Origin of the sequence: Limosilactobacillus pulli (assembly GCF_947381555.1) — a bacterium.
Lineage (GTDB): Bacteria > Bacillota > Bacilli > Lactobacillales > Lactobacillaceae > Limosilactobacillus > Limosilactobacillus pulli.
On record NZ_CANCWQ010000001.1, the window covers coordinates 118,983 to 135,437 of the forward strand.

The window sequence follows — 16,455 nt, forward strand, 5'->3', positions numbered from 1 at the left end:
TCAAAAAACCGCGGTCAGATTCATTGGCCGCGGCTTGAACTTATTTTTTCAGATCATACCAAGTATCGCCATACTTGCTTTCAACCTTGAGCGGTACGTCCAATTTGAAAGCTGAGTCCATGACTTGCGGTACTAGTTTTTCCAAGACTGGAATCTCTTTTGCCGGTGCCTCAAAGACCAGTTCGTCATGAATCTGCAAGAGCATCCGTGCCTTAAGATTGTTTTCGCGCAGCATTTTATCCATGTTGATCATAGCAATCTTGATGATGTCAGCCGCACTGCCTTGAATTGGCGTGTTCATCGCCGTACGTTCGGCAAATGAGCGCTTAGCAAAGTTTTTGGAATGAATATCTTCCAAATAGCGCCGCCGATGCGTCAACGTTTCAACATAGCCTTTTTCATGTGCTGACTTGACAATCTCCGTAACGTATTTTTTAACGCCAGGGAATTCTGCAAAGTAGCTTTCGATAAACTCATGTGCCTGCTTGCGCGTAACATGAATGCTTTGTGAAAGGCCGTAGTCGCTAATCCCATAAACGATTCCAAAGTTGACGGCCTTGGCATGACGCCGCATGTCGGGAGTAACCTCTTCACCTGGCAAAAGATGGAAGATACGACGCGCCGTACTTTCATGAATATCGCGACCTTCGATGAAATCTTGCTGCAGATTCTGATCGCCAGTAATGTGGGCCAAAACGCGCAGCTCAATTTGTGAGTAGTCAGAAGAGAAAATCTTCCAGCCTGGCTCGCTTGGTACGAATGCCCGCCGAATCTGCCGGCCTTCTTCTAAACGCACCGGAATGTTTTGCAGGTTTGGATCAACCGATGACAGCCGTCCCGTTGCTGTCAGCGTCTGCAGATAACGCGTATGAATCTTTTGATCGCTGCTGTGAATAACCTTCAAAAGTCCTTCGATATAGGTTGACTGGAGCTTGGCAATCTGCCGATATTCCAAAATGTGGCCAATGATTGGCGAATACCCCTGCAGTTTTTCCAGTACCGCGACGGCAGTTGAATAGCCCGTTCGCGTCTTTTTAATGACCGGCAGTTTCATCTTGTCAAATAAAATCTCACCCAATTGCTTGGTCGAATTAATGTTAAATTCTTCGCCAGCTTCTTGGTAGATAACCTGTTCGATCTCAGCCAGACGCTCTTTTAGTTTACTGCCCATTTCCTTGAGTGTCTGTGCATTGACCCTGATACCAGCAATCTCCATTTTGGCCAGCAAATAGGTCAACGGCAGTTCAATGTCTTCATAAAGCGGCATTTGTTCATGTTCCTTGAGCTTTTCATAAACCGGCGCTCTTAGTTCATGAATGGCACGAGCCTTTTGAGCCAGATGCGTGAAAAATGTCTGATCATCGTCTGGGATGGCTCGCTTGACCCCTTTACCATAAACTTCCTCATCGGTTTGAACGTCATAATAATTATATGCATGAGCCAATTCACCCAGATCATTGCCATTGTCGCTTGGATCTACTAGATAGGCAGCCAAAAGCAGATCAAAGGCCACGTAGTCCAATTCAATGCCCAGCCGATGCAGCCCCACAATCTGTGCCTTAGCATTGAAAACATCTTTAGTGTATTGATCACTGGTCAGAATCTTTTTGAGCGGTGCCGATTGCAACAGACTCGCATCACGACTGACGATCCATTTTTGACCATCCCCGATTACAAAGCCGGCAAAATTTGATAAATGGTAGTTTTCTTCTGGCATCTCCAATTGAAACGTCACATGATGATCCAATTGATCCAATAATGCCAAATTATCAGCCGTCAATTCCGTATATTCGATTGCCTTGGTCTTGACTGGTTCATCGGCATCTGGGGCAACGTTCATCTTGCTTAAAAACGACTTGAAGTTCATCTCTTGATAAAACTTGATCAAGTCTTCGGTCTGCTCGCCTTGATAATCCAAATCACCCAAACCGATCGTCAATGGGGCATCACGATGAATCGTTGCCAGCTTCTGACATTCACGCGCGATGGCTTCTTCATTGACCAGATTTTCCTTACGCTTTGATTTACGCATCGAGTCGATGTTTGCATAAAGCCCATCCAATGAACCGTATTCTTGAATCAGCTTTTGGGCAGTTTTTTCGCCAATACCGGTGACCCCAGGATAATTATCGGAACTATCGCCCATCAAGGCCTTCATATCGATAAACTGAGTCGGCGTTACCCCGAATTTTTCTTGGAAGTGCGCCGGCGTATACATCTCAGTCTGCGTGACGCCCTTGATCGTTACGGCAACTGTAGTTTTGTCGGTTACCAATTGTGTCAGATCTCGATCCCCAGTCACGATCAAAGTCTCGTCACCGGCTTCATCACCAAGTCTAGCCAGGGTACCGATAATATCGTCAGCTTCATAGTTGGCCAGCTGATAGGTCTTGATCCCACAAGCATGCAGCATCTCATGCAAATAGGGTAGCTGCTCGGTCAATTCAGTCGGCGTCTTGGCCCGGCCGCCTTTGTAATCAGCATACATTTCCGTTCGAAAGGTCTGCTTGCCGGCATCAAAAGCAACCAGTGCCTTGTCTGGATGATAATTAGCCAACACGTGATCCAACATCAGCTTAAAGCCATAGATTGCCGCAGTATGCAGGCCATTTTGGTTGGTGAATCTGTCAATTTGATTATGCATCGCAAAAAAAGCACGAAATGCAATGCTGTTACCATCAATCAACAACAGTTTTTCTGCCATTTAAACTACCTCGTCCTTTTATTTTCTTTCTTGATTGTAACAGACTTTGCCTGGCCCTGACATTTTTGCTGATTAAAAATAAATAAGGCTCCGCACCATCATTGATGCAGAGCCAATTTAAATTTTATCCAATATTAGTTGCGCCGATCATCGCCCATACCGAAGATCTGCAGCAGCTGAATGAACAGGTTGATAAAGTCCAGATACAGCTGCAACGCTCCCATGACTGCCAGACCAGTCGTTGAAACCTGACCATTGTACTCAAGATAGATGTTTTTCATCTTTTGAGCATCATAGGCCGTCAAAATAACGAAGATAATCACGGCAATGTAGGAGAAAATGTAGGTGATCGCAGGGCTGTTTAAGAACATGTTGATCAAAGAGGCTAAAATCAAAGCAATCAAGGCCGCCATTGCATGAGCACCGAAGCGATCAAGCGAGCGTTTGGTCAGCGTCCCATACAGCGCCATTACGATAAAGATCGTTGCTGATGAGACAAAGGCCGCCGTGATATCGGCACCGGTATAAACGCCGGCCAGCAAGGCAAACTCAACCCCGTACATAATCGACAGCACCATCAGCATAATAAAGCTGCCGGTTGGATTCCGGGTAGCACTGGCACTGATCCCCATCGACAGCGCAATTGGCAACAATAATAGCAGCCACATCATCCCAGCATGCTGGGTAAAATAGCCAAACACGGCAGCTCTAAAGGTCGTCATGACCAAAAATGAACTGACGGCCGAAACAAAAACCGACAGACCGACAAAGCCATACATCTTCGTCAAAAAGCCATTTAAGCCGGCTTCATTGACGACACGCCTTCTTTGCTCGGGCTCTGGTGTAGAGTTGAACATAAGCTCCCCTTCTTTCATTCAATTAAGCGGTCAAATTAGTTTGACCAATATTGTCTTTCATATAAAAAATGGTAGCAAAAGCCACCATTTTCTACAAGCAATTTAATCATTGGATAATAAATTCTTATATTTATCTTCGTATTTTTCGATGTCACCGGCACCCATGAAGACAACGACAGCATCATGGTAGGCCAAAAGCTTATCCATCGAGTCCATGTCAATGCCTTCACTGCCCGGAATCAGGTCTTCTAAGTCTTGGCTGGAGACATGACCAGCATTTTCACGAATGGAACCAAAGATTGGTGTGACAAACGTCTTGTCGGTAGCGCTCAAAGACTGACCAAATTCTTTGAGATAAGCCTGCAGTCGACTGTAGGTATGTGGCTGGAAAACGGCTAGTACCTGTTTATCGGGATACTTTTGGCGGGCAGCATCAATCGTAGCCTTAATTTCGCTTGGGTGATGGGCATAGTCATCGATCAGCGTCATATCGCCAACATGACTTTCGGCAAACCGCCGCTTGACGCCAGAAAAACTGGCCAGCCCCTTAGCAATATCTTTTAAGTCGACTTGTTCCATGTAGGCAACCGCGATGACAGCCAGACTGTTCAAGACACTGTGCTCACCGTATAGATGAATCTCAAATTCGCCCAGCTTCTCATCTTTAAACCAAGCCTCGAAAGTCGATCCTTGCGGCGTCCGTTGAATATTGACGGCCCGGAAATCATCTTTTTCACTGGTACCGTAGTAATAGATCGGCACGTCCAGTTGCAGCTTGCGCAGATTTTCATCGTCACCCCAGGCAAAGACGGCCTTTTTAACCTGCTTGCCATAGGTTTCAAATGAGTCGCGCACGTTATCGATGTCTTTAAAGAAGTCGGGATGATCAAAGTCAATATTGGTCATGATGGCATAGTCTGGATGGTAGGCCAAGAAGTGATCACGGTATTCATCCGCTTCAAAGACAAAGAAGCGTGAATCAGGCGTGCCAACCCCTTCACCGTCCCCAATCAGATAAGTCGTTGGTGCAACTGAGCTCAAGACGTGTGAAAGCAGCGCCGTCGTACTGGTCTTGCCATGTGCGCCGGCAACGCCGATGCTAGTGTATTGCGCAACCAGTTCCTCAACCGTATCTGGGTAGCTTTGCACCTTGTCGCCCAGTTCCTTGGCCCGAACGATTTCTGGCTGATCGTCGCCAAAGGCATTTCCTTGCACGATGATCATCCCTGGCTTGATATTTGCTGGGTCAAAGTCGTGAATCTGAATACCGGCCTGTTCCAAAGGCGCCTGCGTAAAGGTTTCTTTTTCAATGTCTGAGCCTTCAACATGATAGCCGCGGTCATGCAGTACCCGTGCCAAAGCGGCCATCCCGGTACCCTTGATGCCTACAAAATAATAACTTTTTTCCATAATGCTGATTTTCCTTTCCTTGCCGCCATTTAGGCAAACAGCTGATTGCCGCGTGCAAAGTCAAAAGCATCGCCAGCCTGACCAAAGTCATCAGGCAAAATCAGGCAGCCCGGCTTTTGAGGAGCATTCTTCAGGTTTAATTCACGCGCTGCACAGATCATCCCGTTGCTTGGCACACCCACTAAAGCCCCTGGCCAGATGATCTGTCCACTTGGCATCATGGCGCCAACCTTGGCAACGACGACCTTGACGTGTTCAGCGATGTTTGGTGAGCCGCAGACGATCTGTACCTTTTGATCGCCCAGATCGACCTGGGTAATGTGCAGATGATCTGATTTTGGATGCTTGGTCATGGATTCAACGTAGCCGATAACAAACTTTGGCGTTTCATCAGCCGTTAATTTTTCATCAAAACCAGCCGCTTGAATCTTTTCGTTTAACTTGGCAACTTGCGCCTCGTTTAAAAAGACCTGGCCATTTTGTCCCTTGAGCTCTGGCAATACCTCTCTGGCCCCTAAGAAATTATAGCCAAGCAGACTGCCATCCTGAGCACTGACGATCTGTACCACGCCTTGATTCTGCTTAACGTTTTGATCAGCAGCCTGACCGGTTAAGACTACCAAAACATCACCCATCTCATTTGGGTTGTAGCTTGAAATTAACATCAAAAATCCTTCCCTTGGCATCGCATTGAAACGGTGCTAAATATTCTTTTTCGCTTCGTCAAAAAACTTTTGACAACCAGACTAAATTGTACCACACAACCTGGGTTCATGGATCCAGTCCATAAAAAAATGGCGACCAGTCTGCCGCCATCATTTGTTATTTCAAATTGCTCAAAAAGTCTTCGACCTGCTGCTTGGTCTTACGATCCTTGTTGACAAAGCGGCCAATTTCTTCACCGTCACGGTAGGCAATAAAGCTTGGAATGCCCATGACATTTAGTTCAGTTGCCAAATCAAGATTTTCATCACGATCAACAGCATAGAATTTAAAATCAGCAAAATCTTTTTCTACTTCTGGCATTGCCGGCTTGATAAACTGGCAGTCTGGGCACCAGTCGGCTGTAAACATCAAAACGACCTGTCCCTTCAGATATTCTTGCAGCTGTTGAGCATTAACCTTAGGTAAAGCTTCCATTATCGAGCACCGTCCTTTTACTTATTTTATGTAAGTATATACTACTACAGGTTCAAAGACAATGCATAATGATCTGCCTTTGTGTTAAAATTGTTACATCCAATCTACTTGGGTCAAAATATGGCATAGGCTAAACGAAAGAAGCGATTGAAATGAATGATTCAAATGGTTCACTTAGCCCATGGATGATTCCGCTTACTCTGGGTGCCTCCGGAATTGCGGGTTTCTTTGCCGGCAAGCTGGTGGGCAACCGACGGCGTTCCGCAAACATGATCTTAAAAATGATTACCAATGATTTCAAACGCGAGGGCACGGTTGAAGGCAGCTGGATTGACCATCAGCCGATCCCCTATCGTCAGTATGCTGTGCGCACTCTGGCATATCGTGGAGGAATTCGCCGTTTTGAAGATGATCAGCTAATCAGCTATGAGTTCTTGGCGGATGCCAGTACCGGCACGTTGCTGAAGCTAAAGCGCATTGATAATTAAGCAATACAAAAAGGCTGTTGGATTTCTCCAACAGCCTTTTTTCGCACCATATATCCGGAATATGACGCATGGCCGATTGTCATTCATAATTGTTGATTAAGAGTTTAATTGGAATCTTTTGATGTAAATTGCACTAGGAACTGCGGTCAAAGCAATCAATCGGTAAATGGAATCATGATCATCAATGGCGGAGTGGATGGGCAGCGCATTGACGATCTTAAATTAATCATTTAAAGTAACGAGACTCAACTCAGCCAGATCGCACACTATCCTGGCCAAGCCAGCTTCGTTAGTATTGAAGCTTAATAATACTTATTGCGCTTATCTTCATTAATGGAGCGGCATCTGCATCAGCGGTGAATGGGGTTCCGCCGAAAACATCGTGCACTAAGCGATTTTTTCGTGATACAGAATGCCTGATCTGACAAATTATCAACTATTTATCCTTGATCTTTTGATGTACCCGGACATAATCAACAACTATCATTGGGATTCCCCTCTGAATGACAACTAAAGTATATCAACTAAAACCAAGCTGTTTCTATCAACATCTAACCCTCATGAGCACGTAAGATTGATAGTTTCTCATTGATATTTTCGACATAGGCAGTTGTACGAATCTGATACAGACTGGTCCGCAGGCGCTCGATACCCAAAAAAGGATGATCTAAAGCAATCAAAAAGCGCTGATTATTGGGATTGGTTTCAGCCAGCAGCTCCCAAAACTCGTGGTCGGCTAAAATCAAACTTGACGACACCTGATTGATTTTTTGCAGCTGTTCGGCGCTGAAATAGCTGCAGCTGCTGATTGCAAGTCGATTGCCAAATTCCTGCCGCAGCAGCTGAGCAATGACGGCATAATTAGCATGCGACTTAGTAAAAATATACAGCGGAGTAGCCGGCATCCGTTCTTCAATCAATGGCATCAGCTGGTGAGCAAAGTACTTGATTTGACTGTCATCAACCAGATCCGACCATTGATTTTGCTGGCACCATTGTTTAACGATCTTTTGCACCAGCTGATCAGTCTGAACCTGAAACTCATTTTCATACAGATCGCCCAGCTGGTAATCAATCACCAGATTCTGCAGGCCACCCATAAAACGCAGCCCAAATGCATTAACGACTTCTTTAAAAGCAACCGTCTTAACCAGTTCTTTTCCCCAAAGCGAAGCAAAAATTGCCGTCAGTTCATGAATCTCAGGGATTTGTTGAAGAATCTCGCGAAAAGCGGATCGCTGCATGCTCCAGGCATCATCGCGAAACAATTCGTTGGCAACCGTTAGATAAACCAGGTACAAATAATCATGATCCGTTGCCGTTAATTCAAATGACAGCTGTGGCTGCAGCTTTTCAATTACCATTTCTTTCAATCGCTGATGTGCCTTTTCTAAACAGACGGCCCGCCAGAAGTTATCATCCGGCAATTCCAGAGTCTGATCATGTCTTAGCCAGGTCAGTGCCACCAGGTAATCAAACATAGCAAACGCTTGCGGCATCTTGTCCAAGAGTGGCTTGACGCCTGGATTGGCAGCCATAACGAAATTTTTGACAATCTGGCGGCTGTTTTGATCAAAGTCAACGCAGTCAATGCCATAGCGACAGCTTAAAGCCGCAATCAAGTAACGCTTGCGATATTCTTGACCACAAATCTGCCCCCGATGAACCGTTAAGCCAACCGTTTTTAAAAAGTCACGACACTGTCGCTGCAGCCGATAGAAAGTCGGCTCCGAAAAATAATGCTCCTGACAAAAAGCCGTTACCGATCGGCCGCGGTGGTTCAGCAGATAGGCCATGACCTGCAGCACCTCGGAATTTTGGTAAAGCTGTTTTTTTAGTTCAAACAGCATTTCAGGACTGATTGGTGAAAGCGAGACGACGGCATCATTGATCTGAATATCAACTTTTGGCTGTAGTTCTTGATTTAAGCTGTTCAATTCTTTTCTAAGCCGCGCTTCAGAAAGGCCCGTCCGTTTCGTTAAACAGCGCAGTGTGATATGGGAGCTGTCAAACAACAGACTCAAAAGATGAACGGCAATCACCGTATCATCTTCTAAGAAACGTTCCAGCATCAGTTTTCACCTTTGCTTTCATCCAACTTTTTAACCAGTTCGGCAGCACTTCCCTGATCAATCACCAAAACGTTGGCATAACCAGCCTGCAGTGCCCCGGCTGTGGCCTGGACCTTAGCTGGGTTGGCAATTACCATAATCCGCTCGGGAATCTTTTTTAAATGCTCCAGATCAATGCCAATCGTCCGCTGATCAATCTGCGGTGCCACGATCTGGCCATTTTGATCGATAAAGCGTGAAAAAACGTCACCCACGGCATGCTGCTGTAAATACTGCTGCTCTGCTTGGCTAAAATAGCCCAGGTGAAACAGCAATGCCGAGTCACGCACTGTCCCAACGGTAAAAACAGCAATATCTGCTTTTTTTCCCAGATCCAGAATATATTTGATATGCGTATCCTGTTCAACCAGTTCCTTGGTTGTCTGATGATCAAAGATAACCGGCAATGGCAGATACTGTGGCAAAGTATGAAAGGCACTGGCAAATGCATTGACGCTTTCAAAAGCATAATTTTTCTGTTTGGTATTGGCAACGCTGCCCTTGAGCTGAACGACCGTAACCCCATGTACGTCTTCAGGCGAGAGGTGCTGAGCGATGGCATGAATCGTTTTGCCCCAGGCCAAGCCAATCGTATCATCGTTTTTAACGACTTTTTCAATGTATTGAGCCGCCGCTGCCCCCACCAGCTCCAATAACTCACCACTAGCCGTCATCTCTGAAGGTACAACGATGGCATTGCTTAGGTGATAATGCGCTTTTAGCTGATCAGCCAACTGCTGCGTTGAGACCAATGGATTATTAATCCTGATCTGAACAATGCCGCTTTCTCTGGCATACTGCAGCAGTCGTGATACCGTAGGCCGCGATAAACTCAGCTCAGCCGCAATCCGACTCTGCCGCCAGTCATTTTGATAATAGAGCTGTGCGACTTTAACGGCTAAAGCACGCTTGTCGGTTTCATCAGTCATTTTCCCATCCACCTTCTGATTTTTTCCCATTCAATTTTACTATAAGAAAAGACGGCCCGTCATCAACGGTCCGTCCTTTTAAAACTTTGATATCTATCAGTCAGTCTGAGCAATTGCCGTTTCCAGGCTGATCTTGATCATGTCGTTAAACGTTTTTTCTCGTTCGGCAGCCGTCGTCTTTTCTTGACTGCCAAATAAAAGATCACTGACCGTTAAAACGGAGAGGGCCTTAAAATGCAGCTTGGCGGCCAGCAGATAAAGTCCGGCTGACTCCATCTCAGTACCAATTACGCCATAGTCGGCCAGCTTTTTCATATCAAGGTCATCATTATAGAAGCGGTCAGCAGCAAAGATATCGCCAACCTTGGGCTCGATGCCCATTTTCTTGGCAACGTGGTAGGCCGTGTCCAGCAATTTAAAGTCAGCCAGTGGCGCAAAGTGCACGCCAGATTGGAATGAATTGGCAACCACGGCAGAATCGGTTGATGATCCCGAAGCCAGACAGACATCTCTTAACTTGACATCTGGAGCCATCCCGCCACAAGAGCCAACCCGAATGATCGTTTTGACACCGTAAAAGCGGACCAGTTCATTGATGTAGATCGACATGGAAGGAATCCCCATTCCCGATCCTTGAACCGAAATGCGATGTCCCTTGTACTCACCCGTATAGCCAAATGCATTGCGGACATGATTAACCTGCTTTACATTAGTCAAAAAGTTTTCGGCAATGTATTTAGCCCGCAGCGGATCGCCTGGCAGCAATACCGTTTCTGCATAGTCACCGTTTTGTGCTTCAATATGTGGCGTACTCATTAAAATGCCCCCTATTCGATAATCTCGTGAATCAAGACAGGTGCTTTGGCTGCTTCCTTAATGGCAACAGCTTGATCCAATAATTCTTTGACGTCATCAACATTTTCACGATTGCTCCAGATCGTCATGATCGACTCACCTTTTTGGACTGGATCGCCAATCTTTTTGTGCAGCTCAATGCCAACTGCATAATCCAATTTATCATCGGCTTTTTGACGACCACCGCCCATCAGCATGCTGGCCATCCCAATCTCATCAGCCGTCAGCTTGGCAATTACACCGTCTTTTTGAGCGGGGTATTCAATTCGATACTTGGCATGCGGCATCAGCGAATAGTCGTCAACCACGTTTGGATCACCATGCTGAGCCTTGATCATTGCCTTAAAGCGAGCCAATGCCGAGCCATCAGTGATCGTCTGTTCCAATTTGGCACGTGCTTCAGCTAAATCGGCTGCTTTTTGGCCCATCACGACCATGCGGCTGCCCAGTTCCAATACCAGCTCCAACAAGTCTTTTGGCCCGTTGCCTTTTAACAGATCCAGCGTCTCTTCAATTTCCAGCGTATTACCAATTTTAGACCCTAAAGGCTGATTCATATCCGAGATCACGGCTTCGCACTTCAAGCCGGCCCGCTTGCCAATTGCAACCAATGCTTGTGCCAGCTGAACAGCCGCTTCTTCGGTCTTCATAAATGCACCGGCACCGGTTTTGACGTCAATTACTAAAGCATCAGTTCCTGAGGCCAGCTTTTTGCTCATAATTGAGCTGGCGATCAGTGGGATCGAATCTACCGTATCGGTAACGTCGCGCAGCGCATAGATCTTTTTATCAGCTGGAGCAACGTCTCTAGTAGCACCGACAATCGCCAGTTTTTCTTTGGCAACTTGATTGATAAAGCCCTGCTCACTTAGTTCAACTTGAAAACCTGGGATCGCCTCCAGCTTATCTAACGTTCCCCCGGTATGACCAAGACCGCGTCCTGAGATCATTGGTACCGGAATGCCCAGTGCAGCTACCATCGCAGCCAGTGGCAGACTGGTCTTGTCGCCAACACCGCCAGTCGAGTGCTTATCAACCTTGATGCCGGGAATCTTTGACAGATCCAGCCGCTCACCAGAATGCATCATCTTCATTGTTAGCTGCGTTTGCTCATGATCCGTCATCCCTTGAAAATAGATTGCCATCAAAAGCGCGCTGATTTGATAATCAGGCAATGATCCATCAACTACGCCGTCGACAAAAAACTGCAGCTGCTCATCACTTAAGACGCCACCATTGCGTTTTTGATCAATTACATCCACCATTCGCATGATGAATCCCCCTTTAATTGATTAATTTTCAATTGCCGACAAAAAGCTCGTACCGACCTGATTACCACTAACGCCAAAGTTTTCCATGATTGTAGCGCCTAAGTCAGCAAACGTTTGGCGCGTGCCCAGCGACTGACCAGGATGCTTCATTGATGGCGAGTAGGCCAAAAGCGGCGTAACTTCTCTAGTATGATCCGTACCACGGAAGCAAGGATCGTTGCCATGATCAGCCGTAATCAAAAGCAGATCATCATCGCGCATGTTTTCAAGCACCGTCCCCAGCCGCTTGTCAAAGTCCATCAAAGCCTTGCCAAAGCCTTCTGGATTGCGACGGTGACCATACATGGCATCAAAGTCGACCAGATTTACGAAGCAAAAGCCATGGAAGTCTTCTTGCATGACATGGTCAACGTGATCCATCCCATCCATGTTGCTTTCATTATGGTAGCCTTCCGTAATGCCGTGTCCAGAGAAGATATCGTTGATCTTGCCAATACCGATTACGTCCAGGCCGGCTTCTTTCAGATGATCCAGATCAGTCTTGCCGGTTGGTTCCAAGCTAAAGTCATGACGGTTGGCCGTTCTGGTAAAGTGATCCTTGTCTGGACCAACGTATGGACGAGCAATGATGCGACCGACCGTATACTCGGGACCATTGACCAGCGTCCGCGCATAACGGCAGATCCGATAGAGTTCTTCGACTGGGATTACATCCTCATGAGCTGCAATCTGTAGAACCGAGTCGCCGGACGTGTAGACGATCAGATCCCCTGTCTTCATTTGTTGCTCACCATAGTCATGAATGACTTCCGTGCCGGAATATGGCTTGTTGACGATTACCTTGCGGCCAGAAAACTCTTCCAGCTTTTTGATAATGCTGTCTGGAAAGCCGTTTGGAAAAGTCGATAGTGGCTTTTTAACCGGCAGCTCCATCATTTCCCAGTGACCGTCCATACTGTCTTTTCCGGCTGAGATTTCGGCCATCTTGCCAAAGCAGCCTTTTGCCGGATCCGCAACCGCCACGCCTTGAATCGGGTCCTCAGGCCGAATATTGCTCAGCCCTAATTTAGCCAGGTTGGGCAGTGCCAGTTTTCCTTGATACCATTTGCCAATGTGACCCAGCGTGTCGGCACCATCATCACCAAATTTTTTGCCATCGGGTGCTTCACCTATTCCGACCGAATCCAAAACAATGCCAAATACTCGTTGATACGTCATAATCTTTTCCTCCCCTGAATCGATGTGTCAGACGTTTCAAAACAGTTTCTATTGCCGAGCAGCTTCTTCTAAGATCTGAACCGAGGCTGAAACTCCCAGCCGGTTGGCACCGGCTTCAATCATGGCATATGCTTCATCGAGGTGGTGAATGCCGCCAGAAGCCTTGATCTTAAAATCAGGGCCAACCGCCTGGCGCATCAAGGCAACATCTTCTGCCTTGGCACCACCTGTTGAAAATCCGGTTGAGGTCTTAACAAAATCAGCACCACCTGCAATCGTCAGCTTAGAGGCCGTTACTTTTTCATCATCGGTCAAAAGGCATGTTTCGATGATAACCTTCAAGAGCTTATCGTGATCATGAACAGCTTTGGCAACTGCTTGAATGTCTTGTTTAACGATATCGGTATGGCCGGACTTTAATTCGCCAATATTAATAACCATATCGATTTCTTCAGCACCGTTTTTAATGGCATCAATGGCTTCGGCAACCTTGATTTCAGTTGTCGAAGCCCCCAGAGGAAAGCCGATTACGGTACAAGTGTTGACGTCCGTATCTTTTAAGCGATCAGCGGTATGTTTGACCCAGTATGGATTGATGCAGACCGAGGCCGTGTTGTACTTGATGGCTTCGTCTATGCATTGATCGATCATTGCCTGAGTGGCATCTGGCTTGAGCATCGTGTGATCCATGTATTTAGCAAGTTCTGCAACTGTAAGTTTCATTTTTGTAACCCCTTTCATAAATGAACGCTTTTACTATACCACGTTTTGAAATAAATTCCAATAATTCTTAGAAATTATTTTCTAGCAGTACTGATCAATTTTTCAAAAAGCAAACAAAAAGGGCCTTGCCAAAGAGATTTCTCCTTGGCAAAGCCCATTAGATATAGTTAGGCAAAGTGTGCCTTTAATTTATAAATTGGCTGACTCTTAGCCGCAAATTTTTGCTCATATTCCGTTTCAACGTTGTTTTCATTCTCATCACTGTGATGCAGATCCAGCCAGACCCCATCGTATTGCATACCGTAGTTGTTCATGCTGACTAATGAGAACTCAAAAAAGCCCATGTTGTCGGTCTTTAATTCGATCGTTCCGTGTGGCACCAATACTTTTTCATAGTTAGCCAAAAACGTCTTGTAAGTCAGCCTGCGCTTGGCGTGACGTGACTTTGGCCATGGATCGGAAAAGTTCAAAAACAGACGATCAATCTCGCCATCAGAAAAGAACTCATCCAAGCCAGCTCCGTTGGCACAGATAAACTGCAAGTTGGGTAATTCTTCGTCTTCCAGCGATTTTTTCAAAGCAATGCCTGCCACCGTCGAAACCACGTCCAAGCCGATAAAGTTGACTTCGGGATGCGCCTTGGCCATGCCAATTGCAAACTGGCCCTTGCCCATACCGACTTCAAGCCAGATTGGCTGTTCTTTTTCAAAGCGGCTCTGCCATTTGCCTTTAAATTGAGCCGGGTCGGTGGTGATTTTTTCTGGATGGGCTTCAATCAGTGGTTCAGCCCATTTCTTGTGTTTTACTCGCATTGGTTATCCTCACTTTTGCATTTTCTTTTTGAAATAGATATTAATCAGCCAGTACAGCCCCAAAACGGCCAAAGCCAGACTGCTCAGCATACTGAGCCAGTCAAGGCTCCTGCCCAGTGCGGCCAGAATCAACAAAAGGCTCAAACTGCCCATGACCTTTTTTAAAAAGACCTGAAAATCGGTTAGCTGCGTGACTTGATCAATTGGGTAAAGGTGGGTAAAGACGTTGTTTTGATAGTGATCAACAAACGTCATCAGCTGCATGGCAATCAGATAGATAAACAATAAAACCAGGATACATCTCAGCCAGCCCAGTGGTACAAAAAAGATGATCAGCATGCCGACAATCGTCAATCTAACGACCAGGCCGCTGGTTTCCGTATCGCGTATAAAGCCGCGCGCATATAGATAAGACCAGGCATGGTTAGGAATCGTCAGCCATTTAATCAAACCTTGCGCCCAGGCACGCCGCTTAATACCGCCTTTAACGCTTGGCACATCGGTAAACAGGTTAAAGAAACGATAAACGTCATACATGCGGTGCTGTTCACCGTCAACGGCCGCTCGCCAATCAAGATCCTGCTTTTTCAACCCGATGCTAACTGCCAACCATATTAACAGTGAGACGACACTGCCCCACAACGGTGAAAGCAGCCATGACATTATGCCGATTAACAGTGGCAGCAGCCACTGACCAGCCCGCAACAGCTTTTGATGTCGCGACCATTGCAGACTTAAACGCGCCTTGGCTAAAACCAGCCAGGAAAGCTTGGCAAAAAAGCCAGCAATAAACAGCGCTAAGATGTTGGCTGCCGACATTTTGACGTCAACCATGGCTATTGGCAGCTCGATTGTAAGCAATCCCAAGGACATCAGCTCACCAAGAACCGTACTGTATAAGAATGCCTGATTCAGATATTTTTTAATACCATCAGCTTGAGGCAGTAAAAAGACCGGATCGGCCGGTTTGATCAGCGTTGCCATTCTGCCAACCTGCATAACCAAAACAAACCATATGATCAACAGCCAACGGATCCACCATGCTCCCGGCGTCAATGTCTTGAGCCACTGCGCATAAGTATAGGCCAGCGCCCCGAACATAAAGAACAGCGCAATCGTAAACTGATCGTTAAAGACCAGCCGCCAGTATTTCGTCAGCTGCAGCAGATGTCTTTGCCGGCGATTTTTAAAAAGACTATTCATCACGCTCATCCCTTGCCAAGCGTAGATAGATGTCATCTAACGTAGAGTCGGCGCCAGCGGCTTTTTGCTGCAGCTCGTTTAACGTGCCGTGTGCCTTAACCTGACCATGTGCCAGCAAAATAAAACGATCACAGTAGCGTTGGGCAGTGTCCAAAACATGCGTCGACATCAAGATTCCAGCCCCTTGCGCCTTTTTTTTCTCGATCAGATTCAGCAGATCATGTACCGCCAACGGATCCAGACCATAAAACGGCTCATCGACGATAAATAATTTGGCATTCGTCATAAAGGCACTGACGATCATAACCTTTTGCTTCATCCCTTTGGAAAAATCGGCCGGAAACCAGTCCAACTTATTGTCCAGGCGAAAAGTCTCCAACAGACGATGAGCCTTTTCCCAGGTCTGATCATGATCCAGACCATATGCCATCATTGTCAGCTCTAGGTGCTCTTTTAGCGTCAGCTCGTCATACAAAATCGGCGTTTCCGGTACGTAGGCGATCTGCTGCTTATAAGCGGCTGCGTTTTCCTGTAGGCTCTGGCCATTTAAAGCGATCGATCCTGAAAACGGCCGCAGCAGACCAATCACATGATTGATCGTTGTTGACTTGCCGGCCCCATTTAAACCGATCAACCCCACCAGCTCACCTGGCTGTACGTCAAAAGAAACGTCTTTTAAAACCGGCAGCTGTGAATAGCCACCCGTTAAGTGTTTAACTTCCAGCGCCATAGTA

At 46.5% G+C, this 16,455-nt stretch carries 15 protein-coding genes; 1 reads left to right on the forward strand and 14 read right to left on the reverse strand.

Translation table 11 applies throughout. The features are described from left to right. Positions 1 to 40: 40 nt before the first annotated feature. The 5 genes from polA to QOS03_RS00670 form a co-directional block, all read right to left on the reverse strand. Entirely contained in the window at positions 41 to 2,704 is a 2,664-nt protein-coding gene (polA, locus tag QOS03_RS00650; protein WP_283575001.1) for a DNA polymerase I, read from the reverse strand. Between the two features lie 134 nt (positions 2,705 to 2,838). After that, the gene (locus tag QOS03_RS00655; protein ID WP_283575002.1) at positions 2,839 to 3,561 is read right to left on the reverse strand and encodes a Bax inhibitor-1/YccA family protein; all 723 of its coding nucleotides are present in this window, start codon (positions 3,559 to 3,561) and stop codon (positions 2,839 to 2,841) included. 102 nt (positions 3,562 to 3,663) lie between these two features. Continuing rightward, a complete protein-coding gene (gene murC, locus QOS03_RS00660; RefSeq protein ID WP_283575031.1) occupies positions 3,664 to 4,974 on the reverse strand; it encodes a UDP-N-acetylmuramate--L-alanine ligase in 1,311 nt (436 codons plus the stop codon). A gap of 26 nt (positions 4,975 to 5,000) precedes the next feature. Further along, on the reverse strand, positions 5,001 to 5,636 hold the full coding sequence (gene ytpR, locus QOS03_RS00665; RefSeq protein ID WP_283575003.1) for a YtpR family tRNA-binding protein: 636 nt from the start codon (positions 5,634 to 5,636) through the stop codon (positions 5,001 to 5,003). Between the two features lie 157 nt (positions 5,637 to 5,793). Beyond that, positions 5,794 to 6,111, reverse strand: coding sequence for a thioredoxin family protein (locus QOS03_RS00670; protein ID WP_272215701.1), 318 nt, complete (start codon positions 6,109 to 6,111; stop codon positions 5,794 to 5,796). A 152-nt stretch (positions 6,112 to 6,263) separates the two neighbouring features. Here QOS03_RS00670 and QOS03_RS00675 point away from each other — a divergent pair, with 152 nt between their 5' ends. Beyond that, positions 6,264 to 6,599: a hypothetical protein gene (locus QOS03_RS00675; RefSeq protein WP_169461918.1), complete on the forward strand. Its 336-nt coding sequence runs from the start codon at positions 6,264 to 6,266 to the stop codon at positions 6,597 to 6,599. A 551-nt stretch (positions 6,600 to 7,150) separates the two neighbouring features. Here QOS03_RS00675 and QOS03_RS00680 read toward each other — a convergent pair. The 9 genes from QOS03_RS00680 to QOS03_RS00720 form a co-directional block, all read right to left on the reverse strand. Further along, positions 7,151 to 8,671: a helix-turn-helix domain-containing protein gene (locus tag QOS03_RS00680; protein WP_283575004.1), complete on the reverse strand. Its 1,521-nt coding sequence runs from the start codon at positions 8,669 to 8,671 to the stop codon at positions 7,151 to 7,153. Continuing rightward, complete coding sequence (locus QOS03_RS00685) at positions 8,671 to 9,639, reverse strand: sugar-binding transcriptional regulator (RefSeq protein WP_169461920.1); 969 nt, start codon at positions 9,637 to 9,639, stop codon at positions 8,671 to 8,673. Before QOS03_RS00685 ends, QOS03_RS00680 begins: the two co-directional genes overlap by 1 nt. Positions 9,640 to 9,735: 96 nt before the next feature. Then, positions 9,736 to 10,455 carry a purine-nucleoside phosphorylase gene (gene deoD / locus QOS03_RS00690; protein WP_169461921.1) on the reverse strand — a complete coding sequence of 240 codons (720 nt, stop codon included), beginning with the start codon at positions 10,453 to 10,455 and terminating at the stop codon, positions 9,736 to 9,738. An 11-nt stretch (positions 10,456 to 10,466) separates the two neighbouring features. Next, positions 10,467 to 11,765 carry a pyrimidine-nucleoside phosphorylase gene (locus QOS03_RS00695; RefSeq protein ID WP_283575005.1) on the reverse strand — a complete coding sequence of 433 codons (1,299 nt, stop codon included), beginning with the start codon at positions 11,763 to 11,765 and terminating at the stop codon, positions 10,467 to 10,469. Positions 11,766 to 11,786: 21 nt separating this feature from the next. Beyond that, positions 11,787 to 12,983 carry a phosphopentomutase gene (locus QOS03_RS00700; protein ID WP_272209334.1) on the reverse strand — a complete coding sequence of 399 codons (1,197 nt, stop codon included), beginning with the start codon at positions 12,981 to 12,983 and terminating at the stop codon, positions 11,787 to 11,789. A gap of 48 nt (positions 12,984 to 13,031) precedes the next feature. Further along, positions 13,032 to 13,706, reverse strand: a complete 675-nt coding sequence (deoC, locus tag QOS03_RS00705; protein ID WP_283575006.1) for a deoxyribose-phosphate aldolase — start codon at positions 13,704 to 13,706, stop codon at positions 13,032 to 13,034. A 167-nt stretch (positions 13,707 to 13,873) separates the two neighbouring features. After that, on the reverse strand, positions 13,874 to 14,518 hold the full coding sequence (trmB, locus tag QOS03_RS00710) for a tRNA (guanosine(46)-N7)-methyltransferase TrmB (RefSeq protein WP_283575007.1): 645 nt from the start codon (positions 14,516 to 14,518) through the stop codon (positions 13,874 to 13,876). A gap of 9 nt (positions 14,519 to 14,527) precedes the next feature. Then, a complete protein-coding gene (locus QOS03_RS00715; protein ID WP_283575008.1) occupies positions 14,528 to 15,721 on the reverse strand; it encodes an ABC transporter permease in 1,194 nt (397 codons plus the stop codon). Then, on the reverse strand, positions 15,714 to 16,451 hold the full coding sequence (locus QOS03_RS00720) for an ABC transporter ATP-binding protein (RefSeq protein WP_283575009.1): 738 nt from the start codon (positions 16,449 to 16,451) through the stop codon (positions 15,714 to 15,716). The genes QOS03_RS00715 and QOS03_RS00720 overlap by 8 nt, the downstream gene beginning before the upstream one ends. Positions 16,452 to 16,455: the final 4 nt, after the last annotated feature.

Coding starts and splice junctions, on each gene's coding strand:
- polA (WP_283575001.1), bottom strand. CDS start 2,704: ATGGCAGAAAAACTGTTGTTGATTGATGGTAACAGCATTGCATTTCGT.
- QOS03_RS00655 (WP_283575002.1), bottom strand. CDS start 3,561: ATGTTCAACTCTACACCAGAGCCCGAGCAAAGAAGGCGTGTCGTCAAT.
- ytpR (WP_283575003.1), bottom strand. CDS start 5,636: ATGTTAATTTCAAGCTACAACCCAAATGAGATGGGTGATGTTTTGGTA.
- QOS03_RS00670 (WP_272215701.1), bottom strand. CDS start 6,111: ATGGAAGCTTTACCTAAGGTTAATGCTCAACAGCTGCAAGAATATCTG.
- QOS03_RS00675 (WP_169461918.1), top strand. CDS start 6,264: ATGAATGATTCAAATGGTTCACTTAGCCCATGGATGATTCCGCTTACT.
- QOS03_RS00680 (WP_283575004.1), bottom strand. CDS start 8,671: ATGCTGGAACGTTTCTTAGAAGATGATACGGTGATTGCCGTTCATCTT.
- QOS03_RS00685 (WP_169461920.1), bottom strand. CDS start 9,639: ATGACTGATGAAACCGACAAGCGTGCTTTAGCCGTTAAAGTCGCACAG.
- deoD (WP_169461921.1), bottom strand. CDS start 10,455: ATGAGTACGCCACATATTGAAGCACAAAACGGTGACTATGCAGAAACG.
- QOS03_RS00695 (WP_283575005.1), bottom strand. CDS start 11,765: ATGCGAATGGTGGATGTAATTGATCAAAAACGCAATGGTGGCGTCTTA.
- QOS03_RS00700 (WP_272209334.1), bottom strand. CDS start 12,983: ATGACGTATCAACGAGTATTTGGCATTGTTTTGGATTCGGTCGGAATA.
- deoC (WP_283575006.1), bottom strand. CDS start 13,706: ATGAAACTTACAGTTGCAGAACTTGCTAAATACATGGATCACACGATG.
- trmB (WP_283575007.1), bottom strand. CDS start 14,518: ATGCGAGTAAAACACAAGAAATGGGCTGAACCACTGATTGAAGCCCAT.
- QOS03_RS00715 (WP_283575008.1), bottom strand. CDS start 15,721: ATGAATAGTCTTTTTAAAAATCGCCGGCAAAGACATCTGCTGCAGCTG.
- QOS03_RS00720 (WP_283575009.1), bottom strand. CDS start 16,451: ATGGCGCTGGAAGTTAAACACTTAACGGGTGGCTATTCACAGCTGCCG.